The 20,335-nt window shown below is 67.6% G+C and carries 18 protein-coding genes; 11 read left to right on the top strand and 7 right to left on the bottom strand.

Features of this window, described 5'->3' with window-relative positions:
- The first annotated feature begins 123 nt into the window (after window positions 1-123).
- From ACN9MV_RS15725 to ACN9MV_RS15735, 3 genes are read left to right on the top strand one after another with little or no spacing between them, the layout of a single operon-like run.
- Window positions 124-2,406, top strand: coding sequence for an ATP-dependent DNA helicase (locus ACN9MV_RS15725; protein ID WP_426393037.1), 2,283 nt, complete (start codon window positions 124-126; stop codon window positions 2,404-2,406).
- Window positions 2,393-3,010, top strand: a complete 618-nt coding sequence (locus tag ACN9MV_RS15730) for an alpha-ketoglutarate-dependent dioxygenase AlkB (RefSeq protein WP_426393038.1) — start codon at window positions 2,393-2,395, stop codon at window positions 3,008-3,010. Before ACN9MV_RS15725 ends, ACN9MV_RS15730 begins: the two co-directional genes overlap by 14 nt.
- Window positions 3,007-3,597, top strand: coding sequence for a DUF4304 domain-containing protein (locus ACN9MV_RS15735; RefSeq protein ID WP_426393040.1), 591 nt, complete (start codon window positions 3,007-3,009; stop codon window positions 3,595-3,597). Before ACN9MV_RS15730 ends, ACN9MV_RS15735 begins: the two co-directional genes overlap by 4 nt.
- A 7-nt stretch (window positions 3,598-3,604) precedes the next feature.
- Here the strand turns inward: ACN9MV_RS15735 and ACN9MV_RS15740 are convergent, their stop codons facing one another.
- The 6 genes from ACN9MV_RS15740 to ACN9MV_RS15765 are packed head-to-tail and all read right to left on the bottom strand — an operon-like array spanning window position 3,605 to window position 10,688.
- Window positions 3,605-5,170 (bottom strand): ABC transporter substrate-binding protein, encoded by a 1,566-nt coding sequence (locus ACN9MV_RS15740; RefSeq protein WP_426393041.1) that lies wholly within the window; start codon window positions 5,168-5,170, stop codon window positions 3,605-3,607.
- A gap of 35 nt (window positions 5,171-5,205) precedes the next feature.
- Window positions 5,206-6,870 carry an ABC transporter ATP-binding protein gene (locus ACN9MV_RS15745; protein WP_426393043.1) on the bottom strand — a complete coding sequence of 555 codons (1,665 nt, stop codon included), beginning with the start codon at window positions 6,868-6,870 and terminating at the stop codon, window positions 5,206-5,208.
- On the bottom strand, window positions 6,867-7,694 hold the full coding sequence (locus ACN9MV_RS15750; RefSeq protein WP_093054950.1) for an ABC transporter permease: 828 nt from the start codon (window positions 7,692-7,694) through the stop codon (window positions 6,867-6,869). Before ACN9MV_RS15750 ends, ACN9MV_RS15745 begins: the two co-directional genes overlap by 4 nt.
- A 5-nt stretch (window positions 7,695-7,699) precedes the next feature.
- Window positions 7,700-8,644 (bottom strand): ABC transporter permease, encoded by a 945-nt coding sequence (locus ACN9MV_RS15755; protein WP_093054864.1) that lies wholly within the window; start codon window positions 8,642-8,644, stop codon window positions 7,700-7,702.
- 15 nt (window positions 8,645-8,659) lie between these two features.
- Window positions 8,660-9,541: a hydrolase gene (locus ACN9MV_RS15760; RefSeq protein ID WP_093054866.1), complete on the bottom strand. Its 882-nt coding sequence runs from the start codon at window positions 9,539-9,541 to the stop codon at window positions 8,660-8,662.
- Window positions 9,542-9,554: 13 nt separating this feature from the next.
- Window positions 9,555-10,688, bottom strand: coding sequence for a C45 family autoproteolytic acyltransferase/hydolase (locus tag ACN9MV_RS15765; protein ID WP_426393045.1), 1,134 nt, complete (start codon window positions 10,686-10,688; stop codon window positions 9,555-9,557).
- 166 nt (window positions 10,689-10,854) lie between these two features.
- On the opposite strand from ACN9MV_RS15765, the gene ACN9MV_RS15770 reads away from it, so the two are divergent.
- The 6 genes from ACN9MV_RS15770 (at window position 10,855) to bioD (ending at window position 16,668) form a co-directional block, all read left to right on the top strand.
- Entirely contained in the window at window positions 10,855-11,748 is an 894-nt protein-coding gene (locus tag ACN9MV_RS15770) for a LysR substrate-binding domain-containing protein (RefSeq protein ID WP_093054870.1), read from the top strand.
- A 103-nt stretch (window positions 11,749-11,851) separates the two neighbouring features.
- A complete protein-coding gene (locus ACN9MV_RS15775) occupies window positions 11,852-12,163 on the top strand; it encodes a plasmid stabilization protein (protein WP_093074500.1) in 312 nt (103 codons plus the stop codon).
- A gap of 13 nt (window positions 12,164-12,176) precedes the next feature.
- Window positions 12,177-13,046 carry an NmrA family NAD(P)-binding protein gene (locus tag ACN9MV_RS15780; RefSeq protein WP_426393048.1) on the top strand — a complete coding sequence of 290 codons (870 nt, stop codon included), beginning with the start codon at window positions 12,177-12,179 and terminating at the stop codon, window positions 13,044-13,046.
- Between the two features lie 283 nt (window positions 13,047-13,329).
- Window positions 13,330-14,712 carry an adenosylmethionine--8-amino-7-oxononanoate transaminase gene (bioA, locus tag ACN9MV_RS15785; RefSeq protein ID WP_426393049.1) on the top strand — a complete coding sequence of 461 codons (1,383 nt, stop codon included), beginning with the start codon at window positions 13,330-13,332 and terminating at the stop codon, window positions 14,710-14,712.
- Entirely contained in the window at window positions 14,696-15,928 is a 1,233-nt protein-coding gene (gene bioF, locus ACN9MV_RS15790; protein WP_426393051.1) for an 8-amino-7-oxononanoate synthase, read from the top strand. Before bioA ends, bioF begins: the two co-directional genes overlap by 17 nt.
- Window positions 15,925-16,668: a dethiobiotin synthase gene (gene bioD, locus ACN9MV_RS15795; RefSeq protein ID WP_426393052.1), complete on the top strand. Its 744-nt coding sequence runs from the start codon at window positions 15,925-15,927 to the stop codon at window positions 16,666-16,668. Before bioF ends, bioD begins: the two co-directional genes overlap by 4 nt.
- Here bioD and ACN9MV_RS15800 read toward each other — a convergent pair.
- Window positions 16,651-17,703: an aldo/keto reductase gene (locus tag ACN9MV_RS15800; RefSeq protein ID WP_093054881.1), complete on the bottom strand. Its 1,053-nt coding sequence runs from the start codon at window positions 17,701-17,703 to the stop codon at window positions 16,651-16,653. The genes bioD and ACN9MV_RS15800 overlap by 18 nt on opposite strands.
- Before the next feature lie 244 nt (window positions 17,704-17,947).
- Between ACN9MV_RS15800 and ACN9MV_RS15805 the strand changes: the two genes are divergently transcribed.
- Window positions 17,948-18,940, top strand: coding sequence for an AraC family transcriptional regulator (locus tag ACN9MV_RS15805; protein ID WP_093054883.1), 993 nt, complete (start codon window positions 17,948-17,950; stop codon window positions 18,938-18,940).
- Between the two features lie 154 nt (window positions 18,941-19,094).
- Complete coding sequence (locus ACN9MV_RS15810) at window positions 19,095-20,327, top strand: class I SAM-dependent methyltransferase (RefSeq protein WP_426393054.1); 1,233 nt, start codon at window positions 19,095-19,097, stop codon at window positions 20,325-20,327.
- Window positions 20,328-20,335: the final 8 nt, after the last annotated feature.

Consider the following 20,335-nt stretch of genomic DNA (forward strand, 5'->3'; position numbering starts at 1 on the left):
CCCCGTCACGGTCTTGATGCGGATAGGGAAACCGCAAGCGGCGTATTGGCGTGGCTATACTGTAAATTCATACAGCATTCCCAGATGGGCCCCGAACCCTCCAACCCGCAGGATGCGGCCTCCATGATCGCGCATGTAGTTTCCGTCAAGGCCCTGTGCGCCTTCGGCGCGAAGGCGGGCGACCTCGACCTGCGCTTCGTGCCCGCGCCCAGCGCGCTCGAAGGCATGGCCGGGCACGCGATGGTGCAGCACCGGCGTGATCCCGAGCACTACGCCTGCGAGGTCGGGCTCGAAGCCACCTGCGGCGCGGTCCGCGTGCGCGGCCGGGCCGACGGCTACGAGGCACGCGCATCCCGCGTCGAAGAAATCAAGACCTTCCGCGGCGATCTCGACGCCATCCGCGGCAACCACCGCGCACTGCACTGGGCGCAGGCCCGCACCTACGGCTGGATGCTGTGCGAACTCAACGGCCACGAAGAGATGACCGTGGCGCTGGTGTACCTCGACCTGGCCACCGGGGACGAAACCGTGCTCGAAGAGCACCACACCCGCGAAGCGCTGCGGGAGCACTTCGAGCAGCTGTGTGGCCGCTACAGCGCCTGGGCGCACAGCGAAGCCGGCCACCGCGCCGCGCTCGACGCCACGCTAGGCCAGCTCGAGTTTCCGCACCGCGCCTTTCGCACCGGCCAGCGCGAACTGGCCGAAGCCGTCTACCGCGCGGCCGTGGGCGGACGCTGCCTGATGACGCAGGCGCCCACGGGCATCGGCAAGACGCTGGCCACCATCTTCCCGCTGCTCAAGGCCCGCGCGGCGCGCAAGATCGACAAGCTTTTCTTCCTCACCGCCAAGACCTCAGGCCGGCCGGTGGCGCTCGACGCGCTTCGCGTGCTCGACAAGGGCAGGGGACAGGGTCGCCTGCGCGTGCTCGAACTCGCGGCCCGCGAGAAGGTCTGCGAATACCCCGATCGCGCCTGTCACGGCGACGCCTGCCCGCTCGCCAGGGGCTTCTACGACCGCCTGCCCGCCGCGCGCGAGCAGGCCGCGCAGGTGGCGTGGCTCGACCGCGAAGCGCTGCGCAACATCGCGCTTGCGCACGAGGTGTGTCCCTATTTCCTCGCGCAGGAAATGGCGCACTGGGCCGATGCCATCGTCGGCGACTACAACTACTACTTCGACAGCAGCGCCTTCCTCTACGCCACCATGCGCGACGCCGACTGGCGCGTGGCTGTGCTGGTGGACGAGGCCCACAACCTGCTGGAGCGCTCGCGAGGCATGTACACCGCACAACTCGAAGGCGCGGCGCTCGAAGAGGCGCACCGCGTGGCGCCCGCTGCATTGCGCGGCCCGCTGGCCCGGTTGTTTCGCGAGTGGGACACGGTGCAGCAGTCGCAGGTGGCCGACTACGAAACCGCCGACGAAATTCCGGAACGCTTCCTGCGAACCCTGCAGGCAGCCAACACTGCCATGGCCGAGTATTTCGCGGCCACGCCCGATGCCTCGCAGGGGCCGCTGCAGCGCTTCTTCTTCGACGCGCTGCACTTCGCCCGGCTGGCCGAGGCCTTCGGTGACCACTCGGTGTTCGAGCGAACACTGGGGGCCACGCAGCAGGATCGCAGCCTGGCCATCCGCAACCTCGTGCCCGCGCCGTTCCTCGAAGCGCGCTTCGGCGATGCGGTGTCGGTCACGTGCTTCTCGGGCACGCTGTCGCCTTTCGCTTTCTACCGCGATGCGCTGGGGCTGCCGGAAGACACCGCGCTGCTCGATGTGGCCTCGCCCTTCGACAGCCATCAATTGCGCGTCGAAGTGGCGATGCATGTGTCGACGCGCTTTCGCGACCGCGCGGGGTCGCTGCGCAACGTGGCCGACATCATCGGCGCGCAGTTCGAGCGCCTGCCGGGCAACTACCTGGCCTTCTTCAGCAGCTTCGACTACCTCGAAAAAGCCTGCGCTGCGTTCTCGCAGCGACACCCCGGCGTACCCGTGTGGACGCAGACGCGCGGCATGCGCGAGGCCGACCGCCACGGCTTCATCGCACGATTCGAGGAGGGCGGGCAGGGCATCGGCTTCGCGGTGCTCGGCGGCGCGTTCGGCGAGGGCATCGACCTGCCGGGCAGCCGGCTGATCGGCGCCTTCGTCGCCAGCCTGGGCCTGCCGCAATACAACGAACTCAACGAGATCACGCGCGAGCGCATGCAGACGCGCTTCGGCAAGGGCTACGAGTACACCTATCTCTACCCCGGCCTGCAGAAGGTGGTGCAGGCGGCCGGCCGCGTGATCCGCACCGAGGAAGACCGCGGCGTGCTGCACCTGCTCGACGACCGCTTCGCGCGCGCCGAGATCCGCGAACTGCTGCCGCGCTGGTGGCATGTGCAACTGGCCGGGGGCAACGAAGATGCGGTCCGCTAGACGCATCGAACACGCCGGCCAGCCCGACCTGTTCGGCGAAGCGCCCGTGGCCGCCATCGAAGGCCTGCGCTACGAGCGCGACTTCCTGTCCGCCGAGGAAGAAGCCGACCTGCTGCACATCGTGCAGGGCCTGCCGCTCAAGGAGATGCGCTACAAGGAATACACGGCACGGCGGCGCGGCACCAGCTTCGGCGGCAGCTACGACTTCGAGAACAACCGCCTCAAGCCCGGCGCGCCGCTGCCCGAAGCGCTGCATCCGCTGCGCGCGGAGGCGGCCGCATGGGCCGGCTTCGCGCCCGAAGAGCTAACTCACATGCTGATTGCCGAGTACCGGCCCGGCACGCCGCTGGGCTGGCACCGCGACGTGCCGGACTTCGAGGACATCATCGGCGTCTCGCTGCGCAGCGACGCGGTGATGCAGTTCAGGCCGTACGTGCCCGGCACACCGGCCTCAGGCCCCGCCATGCTCGAATTCCTGATCGAGCCGCGCTCCGTGTACCTGCTGCGCGGCCCGGCGCGCTGGGCATGGCAACATGCCATTGCACCGACCGAGGCCTTGCGCTATTCCATCACCTTGCGCACACGGAGAATTCGCGCCCCATGAACCGCACCACCTTCCTCAAGCTGCTCACGCAAAAACTCTTTCCTGTCCTGAAGACCGAAGGCTTCGAGGGTTCGGGCCAGACGCTGCGGCGCATCGACGGGCCGCTGATCCATGTGTTCAACGTGCAGGGCGCGAGCGGGGGGAAGGCGTGCTACCTGAACCTCGGCGCGCATCTCGACTTCCTTCCGACCGAAGGCGGTGCCCAGGTGGCGCCCGATGCGCTGGAGGAATCGCATTGCGTGTTTCGCGACCGGATGGAGCCGCCGCCCGGCGCCGCTTTCGGATGGGCCTATGGCGCGACGAAAGAGCAGGCGGAAGAGAACGTCGAGTTCATCGTGAGCGAATGGGCGGGCCCGGGGCGGGCTTTCTTTGCACGGCATGGCAGCTACCCGCAAAGCTTCGAGCAGATGCTGCGCGAGACCGACCCGAACCAGATCCACGCGCGAACGGCTTTGCATCTCGCGCGGATCGCAGTGCACCTGGGCGATCGGGCACGAGCGCAGGCCCTGGTCGATGCCGGGCTGGCGCGCGCGCCGGAACGGGCCACGTCCTTGAAGGCGGACCTCGCGAAGGTCCTGACGGCCTAGCGCTCGGCTAGCTGCGCGCAGCAGCAGCTGAAACGCCCCACATGCGCGGCTTGCCTTCCCACACCGCAAAGCCGCTGATGCGCTTGCGCACCGCCCAGGCGTCGAGGCCGTTGAACAGCATCACCATCGGCACCTGCTGGATCATCAGCGCGTGGATCTGGTCGAACAGGGCCTGGCGCTTCTTCGGGTCAGACTCGGCGAAGCTGTCGTCGATCAGCTTCAGCGCCTGCGGGTCTTCCCACACCTTGCGCGCCTGCTTGTCCTTCGGGCCCGAGAACTGCTCGTAGCTCAGCGCCGGGTCGAGGCGGGAGGAGTAGCTGAACGAGCTCATCTGGTAGTTGCCGCTGTTGTAGCGGTCGAGCTGCGTGGCCCATTCGAGCACCTCGATCTGCGCGTTGATGCCCACCGCCTGCATCATGGCCTGCGCCAGCACCGCCACCGTATAGCTGGGCACATGGGCGCGCTTGTTGGTCTGGATGGTGATCTTCTCGCCCTTGTAGCCGGCTTCGCGCAGCAGCTTGGCGGCCTGCGCCGGGTCGTAGTGCCAGCCCTTTTTCTGCGCGGCGCTGTAGAAGGCCGAGCCCTTGTGGATCGCGGAGTTGTTGACCGAGCCAAGCCCTTCGGAGGCGGCCGCCACGATCTGCTCGATGTCGAGCGAGGCCGCGATGGCCTGGCGCAGTTTCTGGTTCTTCAACTGCGGGTCGCGCGTCTGGATCAGCAGCACGTTCTTGATGGCCTCGGGTGGTGCCTGCACCGTAAGGTTGCGATCGTTCTTCAGCTCCTGCGCATCGCTCGACGTGATCTGGCCCGCATCGATGGCGCCCGACTTCAGGCCAGCGGCCGCGGTGGCCGCGTCGGGCACGACGAGGAACTTCACCGTGTCCACCAGCGGCGCCTTCAGGCCGGTGTAGCCGTCTGACTTGGTGGCGCCGGCCGGCGAGGTGTAGCCCTTGAAGGCCGTGACCGTGACGTATTCGCCGCGCTTCCACTCGCCGAACTTGAAGGGGCCGGTGCCCACGGGCTTGTCCCAGCTGCCGTCGGCCTTCACCGAGCTCTTGTGCAGGATGGCCGTCATGCCGCAGTCGGTGCGCGCGAGCGTGTCGAGGAACACGGCCGAGGGCTTGTTGATCTTCATCACGAAGGTGCTGTCGTCGGGCGTGGCGGTGTCGACCACCTTCAGGCCGTTGCGGCCGTCGTACTCGCTGGTGCAGCGCCAGTCGGTCTTCGGGTCCATGTAGCGCTTCCAGTTCCACGCCACATCGGCCGAGGTCATTAGTGCGTCGTTGTGGAACTTCACGCCCTTGCGCAGCTTGAAGGTGTAGGTCAGGCCATCCTTCGACACGTCGACCGACTGCGCCAGCAGCGGGCCCACGCTGCCGTCCATGCGGTAGCCGACCAGTCCTTCGACGATGTTGAGCACCACGCCGTCGGTGGTGTTGTCGCGGTTCACGCCGGGGTTGGTGGAGCGGATGTCCGCGGGCTGGGCCACGGTGACGGTGGTCTGGGCGAAGGCGCCCGAGGCGGCCAGGCAGGCAGCGGCGATGGCAGCATGGCGGAAAGTGAAGCGGTGCATGAAGGACTCCTCCGGTGCGATTGCAAAAAGAAAAATCAGGCGAAGGCCGGCGTTTCGGCGCCGAAGCGCCAGCGCAGCCGCACACCGCCGCCGGCGGTCGGCTCCAGCGCTGGAATGGCCGACAGCAGCTTGCGCGTGTAGTCCTGCTGCGGCGCGTCGAACACTGCATCGCGCGGGCCTTGTTCGACGATGCGGCCGTCCTGCATCACGATCACGCGGTCGGCAACCTGCTCGACCACGCCGAGGTCGTGGCTGATGAAAAGACACGAGAAGCCGTGGCGCTTCTGCAGCTCGGCGAACAGCTCCAGCACGTGCGCGCGCACCGTCACGTCGAGTGCCGACACCGGTTCGTCGGCAATCACGAAAGCCGGCCGGCGCACGATGGCGCGCGCGATCGCCACGCGCTGGCGCTGGCCGCCCGACAGCTCGTGCGCATACCGCGACGCGAAGGACGCGCCGAGCCCGACCTCGTCTAGCACCTCCTGCACGCGGCGCGCCTTGTCGGCCGCTGACATGCCCTTGATGAGCCGCAGGCCTTCGCCCACCAGCTGGTCGATGGTCATGCGCGGATCGAGCGAGGCATACGGGTCCTGGAACACCATCTGGCACTGCAGCCGGTAGTCGGACCACCCCGCATCGGAACGCAGGATGGGCCGGCCGCGGAACAGGATGTCGCCACCGCTGGGCTTGAGCAGCCCGGCGATGGTGCGGCCCAGCGTGGTCTTGCCCGAGCCCGAGCCGCCGACCACCGCGACCACCTCGCGCGGGCGCACCACCAGGTCGATGCCGTGCAGCGCGCGCTTGGGTACAGCCTTGGTGAACAGGCGGCGGTGGCCTGCGTAGTCGACCACCAGGTTGCGCACCTCGACGACCGGAGCCTCGTCGGCCACCTGCCGCGCGGGCAGGCGGCGCGGCATGGCCTGCAGCAGCTCGCGCGTGTATTCGTGCTTCGGCTGTTCGAGCATGTCGTCGGTGCGGCCGGTTTCCTTCACCTCGCCGTGCCGCATCACGACCATGCGTTGCGTGAAGCGCGCCACCATCGGCAGGTCGTGGCTGATCATCAGCACGGCCGTGTTGTGTTCGCGCGTGAGGCCCACCATGAGTTCCAGCACGTCGCGCTGCACCACGGCGTCGAGCGCGGTGGTCGGCTCGTCGGCGATCAGCAGCGCGGGCTCCAGCAGCATCACCGAGGCCAGCATCATCCGCTGGCGCATGCCGCCCGAGAACTCGTGCGGCCATGCATCGAGGGCGCCCTTGGGGTCGCGGATGCCGACGCGCGCCAGCATGTCGAGGATGCGCGCCTGTCGCGCGGCCGCAGGCAGCTCGCGTCGGTGCAGCGCCAGCGCCTCTCCGAGCTGCTTGCCGATAGTCATCGACGGGTTCAGCGAAGTCATCGGCTCCTGGAACACCATGCCCACGCGCGCGCCGCGCAGCTCGCGCAGCCGCGCCGGCTTGGCCAGCGCCAGGTCTTCGCCCTCGAACAGGATGCGCCCGGCCGTGCGCACCAGCGGCGGAGGCGTGAGGCCCATGATGGCGCGCGCTGCCTGAGTCTTGCCGCTGCCCGATTCGCCCACGATGCCGACCATCTCGCCCGGGGCGATGTCGAAGGACACGTTGCGCACGATCTCGCGCCCGCCCATGCCGACGGCGAGCGTCAGCCCTTCCACGCTGACCAGCGGGCCGTTTGTTGTGGTCGTCATTGCACGCCCTTCATGCGCGGATCGAGCCAGTCGCGCACCGCGTCGCCCAGCAGGTTGATGCCCAGCAGCGTCAGTGCGATGCACAGGCCCGGAAGAATCGAGAGGTAGCTGGCCTGCGCCATGAACGGGCGGGCCGAGGCGAGCATGTTGCCCCAGGTGGGCGCCGGCGGCGGCACGCCGAGGCCAAGGAACGATAGCGCGCTCTCGGCCAATATGACCCAGCCGAACATCGAAGTGGCCAGCACCGTCAGCGGCGCGGTGCAGTTGGGCAGCACGTGGCGCACCATGGTGTAGAGCTCGGAGTTGCCCAGCACGCGCGAGGATTCGATGAATTCCTTTTCGCGCAGCGACAGCACCGTGCCGCGCACGATGCGCGTCACCGATGGCGTGTAGGCCAGCCCGAGCGCCAGGATGATGCCGTACTGGTTCGCGCCCACCACCGCGAGCAGGCCCAGCGCCAGCAGCAGGCCGGGGAAGGCCAGCAGTGCGTTGTTGAAGGCCATCACGATGCGGTCGGTCCAGCCACGCAGGAAGCCCGTCAGCACGCCGACGATGCTGCCCACCACGATCGAGAAGCCGACAGTCAGCACTGCAATCCACACGCTGGTGGCGGCGCCGGCCATGAGGCGGGAGAGCTCGTCGCGGCCGAATTCGTCGGTGCCCAGCAGGAAGGCGCCGCCCGGCAGCTTCAGGCGCGAGCCGAAGTTGATGCGCAGCGGATCGTGCGGCGTCCACACGAGGCTGACGAGCGCCGCGGCCGCGATCAAACCGACGATGACGATGCCGATCAAGGCGTTGAGGGGAATGCGCTTCTTGCGTTTCATCGTGCTCATTCGACGGCGACTCTCGGGTCGAAGAAGGGGTAGCAAAGGTCGATGACGAGGTTCACCACCACGTAGATAACCGCCACGAACAGCAGGCAGCCCTGTATCACCGGGTAGTCGCGCGCGAAGATCGCATCGACCAGCAGCCGGCCCAGCCCGGGAATGGTGAACACTGTTTCCACCACCGCGATGCCGCCGAGCAGGTTGCCCAGCACCAGGCCGATGAGCGTCCACGTAGGCCCGAAGGCGTTCTTGAAGGCATGACGCATCAACACCGCGCGCTCCGACAGGCCCTTGGCGCGCGCATGCGTGATGTAGTCCAGCCGCAGCACTTCGAGCGTGCTGGCGCGCGCCATGCGCATCAGCACGCCGATCTCGTGCAGGAACAGCGTGAGCACCGGCAGCACCAGGTAGAGCAGGCCGTTCTTCCAGTCTTCGGCGATGCCCACGTAGCCCACCACCGGCAGCCAGCCCAGCTTCAGGCCGAACAGCAGCAGCAACAGCAGGCCCAGCCAGAAGGTCGGAATGGAGACCAGCAGCGTGGCCGTGCCGACCAGCAGCAGGTCGGGCGCGCGGTTCTGTTTCCACGCGGCGATCATGCCGGCGGGCACCGCCACCATTGCGGCCAGCGCCACGGCCACCAGCACGATGCGGCCGCTGATGAGAAAGCGGTCGGTCACCAGCGAGAGCACGTCCTGCCCGCTGTTGATCGAGGTGCCCAAGTCGCCCTGCAGCACGTGGCCGAACCAGATGCCGAACTGCGCCGGCAGCGAGCGGTCGAGCCCGAGGCGGGCACGCAGCTCGGCCAGGCTGGCCGGCGTGGCGAGGTCGCCCAGCAGCAACTGCGCGGGGTCCCCGGGAATCAGCCGTATCAGCACGAACACCGACACCGCCACGATGAGAAGTGTGGGTATCGCCATGGCGATGCGGGACGCTGCGAAACGGAACATGGGCCGTCTTCCTTGTTATGCGGCGCGCGGCTCGCGCAGCGCATGCAGTGCGTCGGCGAAGAAGTCCTGCACGTGGCCCACGCAGGCCAGGCCGTTGTGCGGCACGTTGTCGAGCAGGTCGAAAGTGACCTTCACACCCGCCGCCTCGAAGGAGCGGCGCAGCGTTTCCAGCCGCTCGGGCCGGGTGCGGCCGGCATCGTTGGCGCCGGGCATGTAGTACTTGCCCCCTTCGCGGTGCGTGATCTCCCAGGTCTCGATGTCGGCCTTGCCGGCGATCATGTGGACCGGCACGCGGCGCAGGGCTTCGAGGTTCATCGGCTTGCCGAAGCGGCCGGCAAAATCTTTCGTGCCCACCCACCAGCCTTGCTCGGGGTCGATCAGCGTGACCGAGCCGGGCGCGCCGATGGACACGGCCCACAGCCGCTCGGGGTGCAGCATTGCGAAGCGATTGGCGAACTGGCCGCCGCCCGAGTAGCCGAAGAGCGCGAACTGGCTGAAGTCGCAGCCGAACTTCTCGCCCACCTCGGCCACCATGTCGAGCAGGATGCGGTCGTAGTGGATGTCGGCCTCGATCAGGTGCTTGAAGCCGTCGCGATTGCCGTCGCCGCGCACGCCGGCCGGGAACAGCGGGCACAGCACGATGCAGTCGTTCCACTTGGCGAAGCCGCTGAAGGCCTCGCGGTAGTTGACGAAGCCGCGGCCGGTGCCGTGCATCACCACCACCAGCTGCATCGGCCGCGCGCCGGGCTTGCCGATGTGCTCGGGCACGTAGGTGCAGTAAGAAAAGCGCGGGTCGCTGCGCGAGGCGTAGATGGTGCTGGGGCCCAGGTCGTAGATGGAGCGGGCGCGCTGGTCGGCCAGCGCCGTGGGGGCTTCGGTGGAAGTGTTCTGGGTCATGGGAGCGGGGCGATCAAAGCGTGTATTCCTGGAAATTGCGGGCCTCGTAAGGCTTGCGCGCGACCCACATCACGCGGTTGGCCGCGTCCATGAGCGTGGTGGCGACGGTGGCCGAGATGCTGCTGAAGTCGGCCGGCTTCGGGGTGCGCAGCACGCCGTCGGGCTTGCCGAATTCGTCGGCGAGCGCGGCCTTCACGTCGGTCCAGTCGATGCGGCCCTCCACGCGGCACAGGGCGTTCTCCACGCGGTGCTGGCGGTAGATGCTGTCAGGGCGCTGCGGCAGGCCCGGGTCGCGCAGCTTGATGACGGCCGAGGGCGACATCCAGTGGTTGGCATGCACGAGCAGGTCGTTTTCGGGCAGCGTCCAGAAGATTTCGCCGGGCGAGGTCTCCAGGCTGATGCCCGAGCCATCGTTGCCGGTGGACTGCGCCAGGATCATGTTGTTGGCGCAGTAGCGCTTCGAGGCCCAGATGGTCTTCATTGCCTGCGCGAGGTTGGTGGCCTCCAGTACACGTCGGCGCAGCAGCACCAGCGGCACGCCGGCGCCTTTCTGGAAGTCTTCATGGCAGGTCAGCGAATTACCGGTGAGCGACACGCCGTTGCTGTTGAAGCCGTGCCGGGCCAGCGCGCCGGCTTCGGTGAAGGTGAGCATGTCGGGGCCACCTGCATTGCGGATGCGCAGCACGATGCCGGTGTCCACGCATTCCTGGCGCCAGTCCCAGTTGTGGGCGTGCATCAGGCGGCCGGTGGCCGAGCGCGCGGGCAGCACGACGAGGCCGGTGCAGTCGCCGTCTTCGGAGGGGGCCGCGTCGACAGAAGCTTCGGCGGGGCGCTTCATGTCGGCATAGCCGAAGAGCATCTCGGTGCGGCAGTTGAGCATCACGATGTCTTCGAGCGGCACGCCCGCGCCTTCGGCGATGCCGCGCATCTCCTCGAGATAGCTCGCGTCGTAGGCCTCGATCAGCGGCAGCATCGAATGCGCCAGGTGGCGGATGGTGGCGTCGTCCAGGCCGCGGCGGCCGAGTTGGGCGCGGTAGAGCGCCACGCCGCCGGCCACGCGCTCGGGCACGGCGCGGCCGTGCTGCAGGCCGCGCGCATGCGGCGTGCCGGAAACATCGACGAGGGGAAAGTATTCAGGGGTGGTCATGAGGTGAAAGGGGCTGGGGTGTTCCTGTCATCGGCCTGCCGCTTGAAGGCGCTAGGGCAATGACCATGGCCCGCATTCTTTGGCAGGTACAGGAAAAAATAAATTTAAAAATTATTTAGAATTAGTAAATAAATTCTTTTCCTTTCGCCGCGGCACGCAACACGCCATGAGCAGCATCCGCTTTCTTCGCACCTTCGTGGCCGCCGCCCGTGGCGGCTCCTTTGCCGCGGCTGCCGACCAGGTCGCGCTGACGCAGGCCGCCGTGGGCCAGCAGATGCGCGCGCTCGAAGCGGAAATGAAGAAGACGCTGTTCGACAAGACCGGCCGCACCATGGTGCTGAGCCCCGCAGGCCATCTGCTGCTGCCGCGCGCCGAAGAGCTGCTGGCGCAATACGAATCGATGCGGCGCGACCTGCAAGACCAGCGGCAGATCGCCGGCACCATCAAGCTCGGCTCGCTGATCTCGGCCATGGGCTTGCTGTCGAGCACGCTGGCGCAGCTCAAGTCGCTGCATCCGAACCTCGAAGTCGAACTGCGCGTGCGCGAGCAGACTCAGCTGATGCAGGACGTGGTGAGCGGCGAGCTCGACGCGGCCGTGGTCGTCGAGCGGCAATGGCCCGAGGTGCCGGGCCTGCTGTGGACGCCGTGCTACGACGAGACGCTCACCGTCATCGCCAACTCGGGCATCGCCGCGCCCGACACGAGCATTGCGAGCCTGTTCGCCAGCCAGCCTTTCATTCGCTTCGACCGGCGCACACCGACCGGCGCGCGCATCGACCGCATCCTGCGGCGGCTGCAGCTGGTGCCGAAAGAGTTCCTGGAGCTCAACTCGCTGCTGGCCATTGCGGAGCTCGTGCGCAAGAACGTGGGCTTCACCATGGCGCCGCTGCTGAAAAATTTCGACTGGGAAAGCGACCCCGCGCTATGCGTGTTGCAGCTGCCCGGCCGGCCGATCGCGCGGCGGCTGGGCATGCTGGAGAACGGGCGGCGCAGCCACATCACCGGCGTGGTCCGAGAAGAGATGCTGGCGCACCTGCGCCGCATGAAGCCGGGCTCCTGACACGCACGACAGACAAGGCTGACGCGCAGCCCGCGCGTCTTCCGACCCACGGCGCGCCTCGCGCGCCCAGCATGGAGGCTTCTCATCGAGCAGGAGCAATGCCATGCCAAGAGGCGACAAGTCGTCCTACACGGACAAGCAGAAGCGACAGGCCGAGCACATCGAGGAAGGCTACGAACACCGCGGCGTGGGCAAGGCCGAAGCCGAGCGCCGCGCCTGGGCCACGGTGAATGCCGAGACCGGCGGCGGCAAGAAGTCGGGCTCCGGGCGCGGCAAGGCCGAGAACCATGCGCCGGCACGCAAGGGTGGGCGCATGGGTGGCGCTGCCGCCGCGCATCGCCCAGCGGCCGCACGCTCGGCTTCCGCGATGAAGGCCGCCGCCACGCGCAGGCGCAACGCCGAAAAGCGCGGCTGACACGGAGCCGACGATGCACATCATTCTGGGAGCGACGGGCCACGTCGGCTCGGCCCTGGCGCAAGACCTGCTCGCGCGCAGCGAGCCGGTGACAGTGGTGACGCGCGATGCGCACAAGGCCGAAGCCCTGCGAACCAAGGGCGCGCACGTGGCCGTGGTCGACGTGTTCGACACGCATGCGCTGCACCGTGTGTTCAAGGGCGGCCATCGGTTATTCGTGTTGAACCCGCCGGCAGCGCCCTCGACCGACACGGTGGCCGAAGAGCACAGGAGCCTGCGCGCCATTCTCTCGGCGCTCGAAGGCTGCAGGCTCGAGAAGATAGTCGCCGAGTCGACCTACGGCGCGCAGCCCGGTGAGGGCCTGGGCGACCTGGGCGTGCTGTACGACATGGAGCAGGCGTTGCGCGCCGGCCCGACGCCGTTCAGCGCCATTCGCGCCGCGTACTACATGAGCAACTGGGACGCTTCGCTGAAGACCGCGCGTGAGGAAGGCAAGGTGTACAGCATGTACCCCGCCGACTTCAGGTTGCCGATGGTGGCGCCGCACGATCTCGGGCAGTTCGCCGCCAGGCTGATGCTGGGCCCGCCCGAGTCCTCGGGGCCGCATCACGTCGAGGGGCCGGAGCACTATTCGGCGGGCGACGTGGCGAGGGCTTTCTCGCAAGCGCTGGGGCGACCGGTGGAGGTGGTCGAGACGCCGCGCGAGCAGTGGGAGCAGGCGTTCAAGTCGCTGGGCTTTTCCGACGCTGCCGCCAGGTCGTACGCGGCCATGACGCGCGTCACGCTGGACCAGCACTACGAACCGCCCGACAAGCCGGAGCGCGGCGCGATTTCATTGGGTGAGTACATCTCCGCGCTGGTGAAGAAGAGTCCGGACCGCTGAAACCCGCCAATATGCTGTCCGATATCCGGGTCTCAGGCCGTGAAGTCGCTAAAACCGGACATTCGTGACATGTTTCTGGCGGCAGCCGGACAACTTGCGTTTTCCCGCCATGGCGGCCCGGGCGCGAGAAGCCGGCTTGTTCTGCGACGTTGCTCCGAACGCGGCTTCTACGCCTGCAAACGTCGCTGATTCGTCCGTCATTTCGCAAGCCGTCCAGCGGTTTGCCGCACGGTGAACCCATCGATACGATCCCGCGCCTTGCCCTCACGAAAGGAATGCGCGGGTGCCTTCTACGACTGCTTCTTCCTCATCTCCCAATGCCGCTTTGCAGCAACGCAGCCGGCGCCATGTCTGGCATCCGTGCACGCAGAGCATTCGCCTCGAAGCGATGCCGCCGTTGCCCATCGCGCGAGGCGAGGGGGTCTGGCTTTTCGACCATGAAGACCGCCGCTACCTCGACGCCACCAGCTCGTGGTGGGTCAACCTTTTCGGCCACGCACACCCCGCGCTCAATGCCGCGCTGAAAGACCAGCTCGACAAGCTGTCGCACGTGATGCTCGCGGGCTGCACGCATGCCCCGGCTGTGGAACTGGCCGAGCGCCTGTCCGCGCTGACGGGGCACGCGCTGGGCCATTGCTTCTATGCCTCCGATGGCGCTTCTGCGGTGGAGATCGCGCTGAAGATGAGCTTCCACGCCTGGCGCAATGCGGGCCGTGGCGGCAAGCAGCGCTTCGTCGCGCTGAAGCAGGGCTACCACGGCGAAACGCTCGGCGCCCTGCACGTGACCGACGTGCCGGTGTTCCGCGACGCCTACGCCCCCTTGCTCGCGAATGCGCACCTCGTTGCTTCACCTGATGCACGCAACGCCAAGCCGGGCGAAGACGCGGCCGCCGTCGCCCGCCGCGCCGCAGCCGAACTCGAAGCTCTGCTGGCCGAACAGCACGACACCATCGCCGCCGTGATCGTCGAGCCGCTGGTGCAATGCGCCACCGGCATGGCGATGCACGACCCTGAATACCTGCGGCTCGTGCGCGCCTTGTGCAACCACTACCAAGTTCACCTCATCGCCGACGAGATAGCGGTGGGCTGCGGCCGCACCGGCAGCTTCTTCGCGTGCGAGCAGGCCGGTATCTGGCCTGACTTCCTGTGCCTCTCGAAGGGCATCAGCGGTGGCTACCTGCCGCTGGCGTTGGTGATGACGCGTGACGCCATCTACGAAGGCTTTGTCGACGACGACGTGGCGCGCAGCTTTCTGCATTCGCATTCGTACACCGGCAACGCGCTGGCCTGCCGCGCGGCGGTGGCCACCCTGGACCTGTTCAAGAGCGAAGACGCGCTGCAGCGCAACCGCAGCCGGGCGGCGCGGCTGCTGCCGCGACTGCACGACGGGCTCGAGGGCCAGCCGGTCGATCACCTGCGGCAGCGGGGAATGATCACGGCCTTCGACGTGCGCGAGCCCGGCGCGCGCTTTGCCGAGCGCTTCCACATGGCGGCGCGTGCGCAGGGGCTGCTGATGCGGCCTATCGGCAACACCGTTTACCTCATGCCGCCGTATGCGATCAACGATGGCGAGATCGACCAGCTGGTCGACGGCACGCTGGCCACGCTGAAAGCCGTCATGGCCACGAGTTCAAAGGAAGGAGCCCGCGATGTCGCGCTTGCTTGACCGCCTGCAGGGCGAGATCCACGCGCTCGACGCGCAGTCTCTGCGCCGCCGCCGGCAGATCGCCGAAACCGCCTGCGCACCCGAACAGACCCTGACGCTGGCCGGCGCCACTGCTCCGCGCACCATGCTCGGCTTCAGCAGCAACGACTATCTCGGCCTCGCCGCGCATCCCACATTGGCGAAGGCATGGGCCGAAGGCGCTGCGCTGTATGGCACCGGCAGCGGCGGTTCGCACCTGATCCTTGGCCACTCGCGTGCCCACGCACTGCTCGAAGAGCGGCTGGCCGGCTGGATGGCGCCTTTCATTCCCGAGGCGCAGAGCCTGTTCTTCTGCACCGGCTACATGGCCAACCTCGCGGTGCTGTCCGCGCTCGGCGGAGCGGAGGCCGTCATCTTCTCGGAGTCGCTCAACCATGCCTCGCTGATCGACGGTGCGAGGCTGGCCAAAGCGCGCGTCGAGCGCTATCCACATTGCGACGTGGCCGCGCTCGACGCGCAACTCGCGGCTTGCGATGCGCCGGTCAAGCTCATCGTGAGCGATGCGGTGTTCAGCATGGATGGCCACATCGCGCCGGTGGCCGAACTGCTCGCACTCGCCGAGCGGCACGACGCCTGGCTGGTGATCGACGACGCGCACGGCTTCGGCGTGCTGGGCGCCATAGGGCGCGGCGTGCTCGAAGCGATGGGCCTGCGCTCTGAGCGACTGGTGCTGGTGGGCACGCTGGGCAAGGCGGCTGGCGTGTCGGGCGCTTTCGTAGCGGCGCACCGTACCGTCATCGACTACCTTGTGCAACGTGCGCGGCCCTACATCTTTACCACCGCCGCGCCGCCGGCCGTCGCGCATGCGCTGCTCGCGAGCCTGACGCTGATCGAGGGCGAGGAGGGCGCGGAACGCCGTGCGCGGCTGCAGGCCCGTATCGCGCAGTTGCGTCGCGGCCTGAAGGAAGTGCTGCCAGCAGATAGAAGCGCGTGGCTGCCGGAGTCACCCACCGCGATCCAGCCGCTGATCGTCGGCGACAACGCACGCGCGATGCGAGTCATGGCACAGCTCGATGCGCGCGGCCTGCGTGTGGGCGCGATCCGCCCGCCGACCGTGCCCGCCGGCACGGCGCGGTTGCGCATCGCGCTGTCGGCCAGCCACAGCGAAGCCGATGTCGCGCGGCTGGTCGATGCATTGGGCGAAGCCCTCGCGCAGCCTTTGAAGGAAGCCGCATGACGCGCCGGGCCTGGTTCGTGACCGGCACCGACACGGGCATCGGCAAGACGCTGGTCAGCAGCGCCATGCTGAGCCTGCTGGCCGGCTCGGGCCTGCGCGCGGTCGGCATGAAGCCGGTGGCCGCGGGGCTGGAAGACATGAATGGCGAATGGCGCAACGAAGACGTGGAGCAGCTGCACGCGGCCGGCAACGTCGATGCGCCGCTGGCGCTGCGCTGCCCGTACCTGCTGCGTGCGCCGATGTCGCCGCACCTGGCGGCCAGGGAAGAGGGCGTGCACATCGCGCTGCAGCCGATGCTCTCGGCCTTCGCGGAACTGTCGGCGCGTGCCGATGCGGTGGTGGTCGAAGGCGTGGGCGGCTTCTGCGTGCCGTTCGGCGACGACCTCGACAGCGCCGACCTCGCCGTGGCACTGGGCCTGCCTGTGATCCTCGTGGTCGGCCTTCGGCTGGGCTGCCTCAACCATGCGCTGCTGAGCGCCGAGGCGATTCGCGCGCGAGGCCTTGTGCTGGCGGGCTGGGTGGCGAGCATGGTCGATCCATCGATGCTCGCGCCGCAGGCCAATCTGCAGACGCTGCGCGCGCGTCTCGGTGCGCCCTTGCTCGGCATCGTGCCGCACCTCGAACACCCCGATGCGGCCAGCGCGGCCCGCCACATCGACCTGCGCGCACTGCGTGCGACGGCGGCGCATGCCGCGCGTCGCGCTGCGTCGTCGGAGACGTTCTCAGCCGCGCTGGTTTGATTCCACCAGCCGCTTGCCGCGCACGCCGCCCTGGCGTTCCAGCATCCAGCCCGGGTACTCGGCCGGCAGCGCGCTCACCTTGTCCAGCGTGGCGAGTTCATCGGCCGTGAGCTTGATGGCCGTGGCGGCGATGTTGTCGTCCAGCTGCTCGGCGCGCTTGGCGCCGATGATCACGCTGGTCACCACCTGCTGGTGCAGCAGCCAGGCCAGCGCGATCTGCGCGACCGACACCTTGCGCGCCTCGGCCAGCTGGCGCATCACGTCGATGCAGTCGTAGGCGCGCTCGACGTTCACCGGCGGAAAATCGAAGGTGGTGCGGCGGCTGCCTTTTTCCGCTTCGGTGTTGCGGCCGAACTTGCCGCTCAGCAGGCCGCCCGCAAGCGGGCTCCAGACCATCAGCCCGACGTTCTCGCTACGCAGCATCGGCGCCAGCTCGCGCTCCAGGTCGCGCCCGGCGATGGTGTAGTAGGCCTGCAGCGATTCGAAGCGCGCCAGCCGGTCGCGCTCGGCGATGCCCAGCGCCTTCGCGATCTGCCAGGCCGCCCAGTTCGACACGCCCACGTAGCGCACGTGGCCCTGGCGCACGAGGTTGTCCAGCGCGTGCACGGTTTCCTCGATGGGCGTGGCCGGGTCGAAACCATGGATCTGGTACAGGTCGATGTGGTCGAGCTGCAGGCGCTGCAGGCTGGCCTTCACGCCATCCATGATGTGAAAACGCGAGGCGCCGGCCGAGTTGACGCCCTTGCTGCCGGTTTCGCCCAGCACCTTGGTGGCCAGCACGAAGCTGTCGCGCGGCGCCTTGAGGTTCTTCAGTGCCTGGCCGGTGATGATTTCTGACTGGCCGTCGGAGTACACGTCCGCCGTGTCGATGAAGTTGATGCCGGCGTCCATGGCCTTGCCAATCAGCCCTTCGGCCTCGGACTGCTGCAGGTTGCCGATCTGGCCCCAGATGCCGGAGGAGCCGCCGAAAGTCATGGTGCCGAGGCACAGCTCGGAAACGAAGAGGCCGGTGCGGCCGAATTTGCGGTATTGCATGGAGGAATCCTTTGCGGTGGAGGCGCCCGAGGGAGGCCGAAAGGGCCGGAAAGCCCGGGCGACTGCAAAAAGTATCCGGCTGCCGCCCCCGGCGTGGCGAGCGCGTTCCTGCAAAGTATTTGCCTGATTCTCCAGACCTCCCCGCCGGCAGGTGCGAATCCAAGGGAGGCGCGCTAAGCTACAAAACCGCTCAATCCTCCATGGTGGCCATTCCCTGGCCTCCCACCGCGACAAGGCCCCGAACATGTCCGACGAAACACCCGAAATCGCCGCCGTCATCGCACAGCCGATGCCGCTGGAACCCGAACTCGACGAAGCCCGCAAGGAACTGGTGGCGCTGATCGAGCACATCACCCAGGGGCAGGACGGCACCGTCATCACCGCCGTGCCCGGCCTGCAGGTGTTCTGCATCAGCAAGCCCGAAGGCCCCAAGCACGGCTTTGCGTCGCCGGCGCTGGGCCTCATTGCACAAGGCTCCAAGCGGATCATCGTGGGCGACGACATCTACGTGTACGACCCCATGCACTACCTCGTCACCTCGGTCGACCTGCCGGTGTGCGGCCAGGTGTGCGTGACGAGCGAGAAGGAGCCGTACCTCGGCGTGCGGCTGGAGCTGGCCCTCGATGAAATCGGCGACCTCATCGGTGACGAGAAGCTGCCGGCCAAGGCCAACGCCCCGGCCTCGCGCGGCATGTACGTCAACCGCATCGCCATGCCGGTGCTTGAGCCGGTGCTGCGCCTGCTGCGACTGCTCGACACGCCGGAAGACGTGCCGATCATGGCGCCGCTCATCAAGCGCGAGATCATGTACCGCCTGCTGGTGAACGGCGAAGGCGCGCGGCTGCGGCAGATCGCGCTGCAGGACAGCCACACCCAGCGCATTGCCAAGGCCATCAGCGCGCTGCGCGTCAACTACGCGCAGTCGCTGCGGGTGGAAGACATGGCGCGGGCGGTGCACATGAGCGTGTCGTCGTTCCACCATCACTTCAAGGCCGTTACCGCGATGAGCCCGCTGCAGTACCAGAAGCAGCTGCGCCTGCAGGAGGCGCGCCGCCAGATGCTGATTGCCGGCGCCGACGTGGCGAGCGCCGCGCACAACGTGGGCTACGAAAGCCCGTCGCAGTTCGCGCGCGAGTACGGCCGCATGTTCGGCGCGCCGCCGCTGCGCGACAAGCGCCGCTGGCTCGGCGAGGCGGGCAACGACGCGATGGGCGCGGAGTCGATGGAAGCAGCCTGAGCGTTCGCTTGCGGTGGGTCGGCCGCCTTGTAGCACTTGCTGCAATTTCTTGCGTCGTCCCGACCATGCAGGTTTTGCAAAATTTCGCTATTGTTTTGTTCGCTGCAGCAGCCCGTTCATGTGATCGGGAGAACCAAACAACACGGAGAAATGCATGCTTTGGGAAAAGAAGCTGGCGCAGTGGAGCGCCGCCGTTCGTGCACGCGCCAACCTGCCTGCGCGGCTCACCTTATGGGACGGCCAGTCTTATGACTTCGGCACCTTCAGCGGGCCTTCGGTCACGCTGCACGTGAAGTCGCCCGCGGCGCTGTCGCTGATGCTGCAGCCCACGCTCGACAACCTGGGCGAGGCCTACGTCAAGAGCAAGATCGACATCGAAGGCAAGCTCAGCGACGTCATCGACATTGCCTACGGGCTGGCCAAGACATCGATGGACAAGCCCGGCGGCGCACTGCGGCACATGGCGCGCTACTTCGCGCACACCAGGTCGTCGGACAAGAAGTCCATCGAGTACCACTACGACGTTTCCAACGACTTCTACCGGCTGTGGCTCGACCCGAACATGGTCTATTCGTGCGCCTACTTCGAGAACGGCGACGAAGACCTCGCCACCGCGCAGCTGAAGAAGATCGACCACATCCTCACCAAGATCGAACTGAAGCCGGGCCAGACCCTGCTCGACGTCGGCTGCGGCTGGGGCGCGCTGGTGATTCGCGCGGCGCAGAAGTTCGGCGCGCGCTGCGTGGGCGTGACGCTGTCGCAGAACCAGTTCGACCTGGCGACCGAACGCGTGAAGGCCGCCGGCCTGCAGGACCGCATCGAGATCCGCCTGCAGGACTACCGCGACGTGACCGGTCAGTTCGACCGCATCACCAGCGTCGGCATGTTCGAGCACGTGGGCCGCAAGAACCTGCCCGCGTACTTCAAGCGCGTGCAGGAGCTGCTGGCCGACGACGGCGTGGTAATGAACCACGGCATCACCTCGTCCGACCCCGAGGGCGGTGGCGTGTCTTACGGCGGCGGCGACTTCATCGACCGCTACGTGTTCCCCAACGGCGAACTGCCGCACATCAGCCTGGCGCTGCAGGCCATGCAGCAGGGCGGTCTCGAAGCATTCGACGTGGAGAACCTGCGCCGCCACTACGCGCAAACGCTGCGCTGCTGGAGCGATGCCTACGAAGCCAATAGCGAGAAGGCGCACGCGTTCGTCGACGAGGAGAAGTTCCGCATCTGGCGTATCTACCTCGCGGGCTGCGCCTATGCCTTCGAGAACGACGACGTGGCCATCTACCAGATCGTCGGGCGCAAGGCGGGCAGGTCGGCGAAGACGCTGCCCTGGTCGCGCCGCTACATCTACGACGGCACTTCGGCGTTGAATGCGGGCTGACTGATGGT

The organism is Variovorax sp. R-27 (assembly GCF_049913215.1).
GTDB lineage: Bacteria > Pseudomonadota > Gammaproteobacteria > Burkholderiales > Burkholderiaceae_C > Variovorax.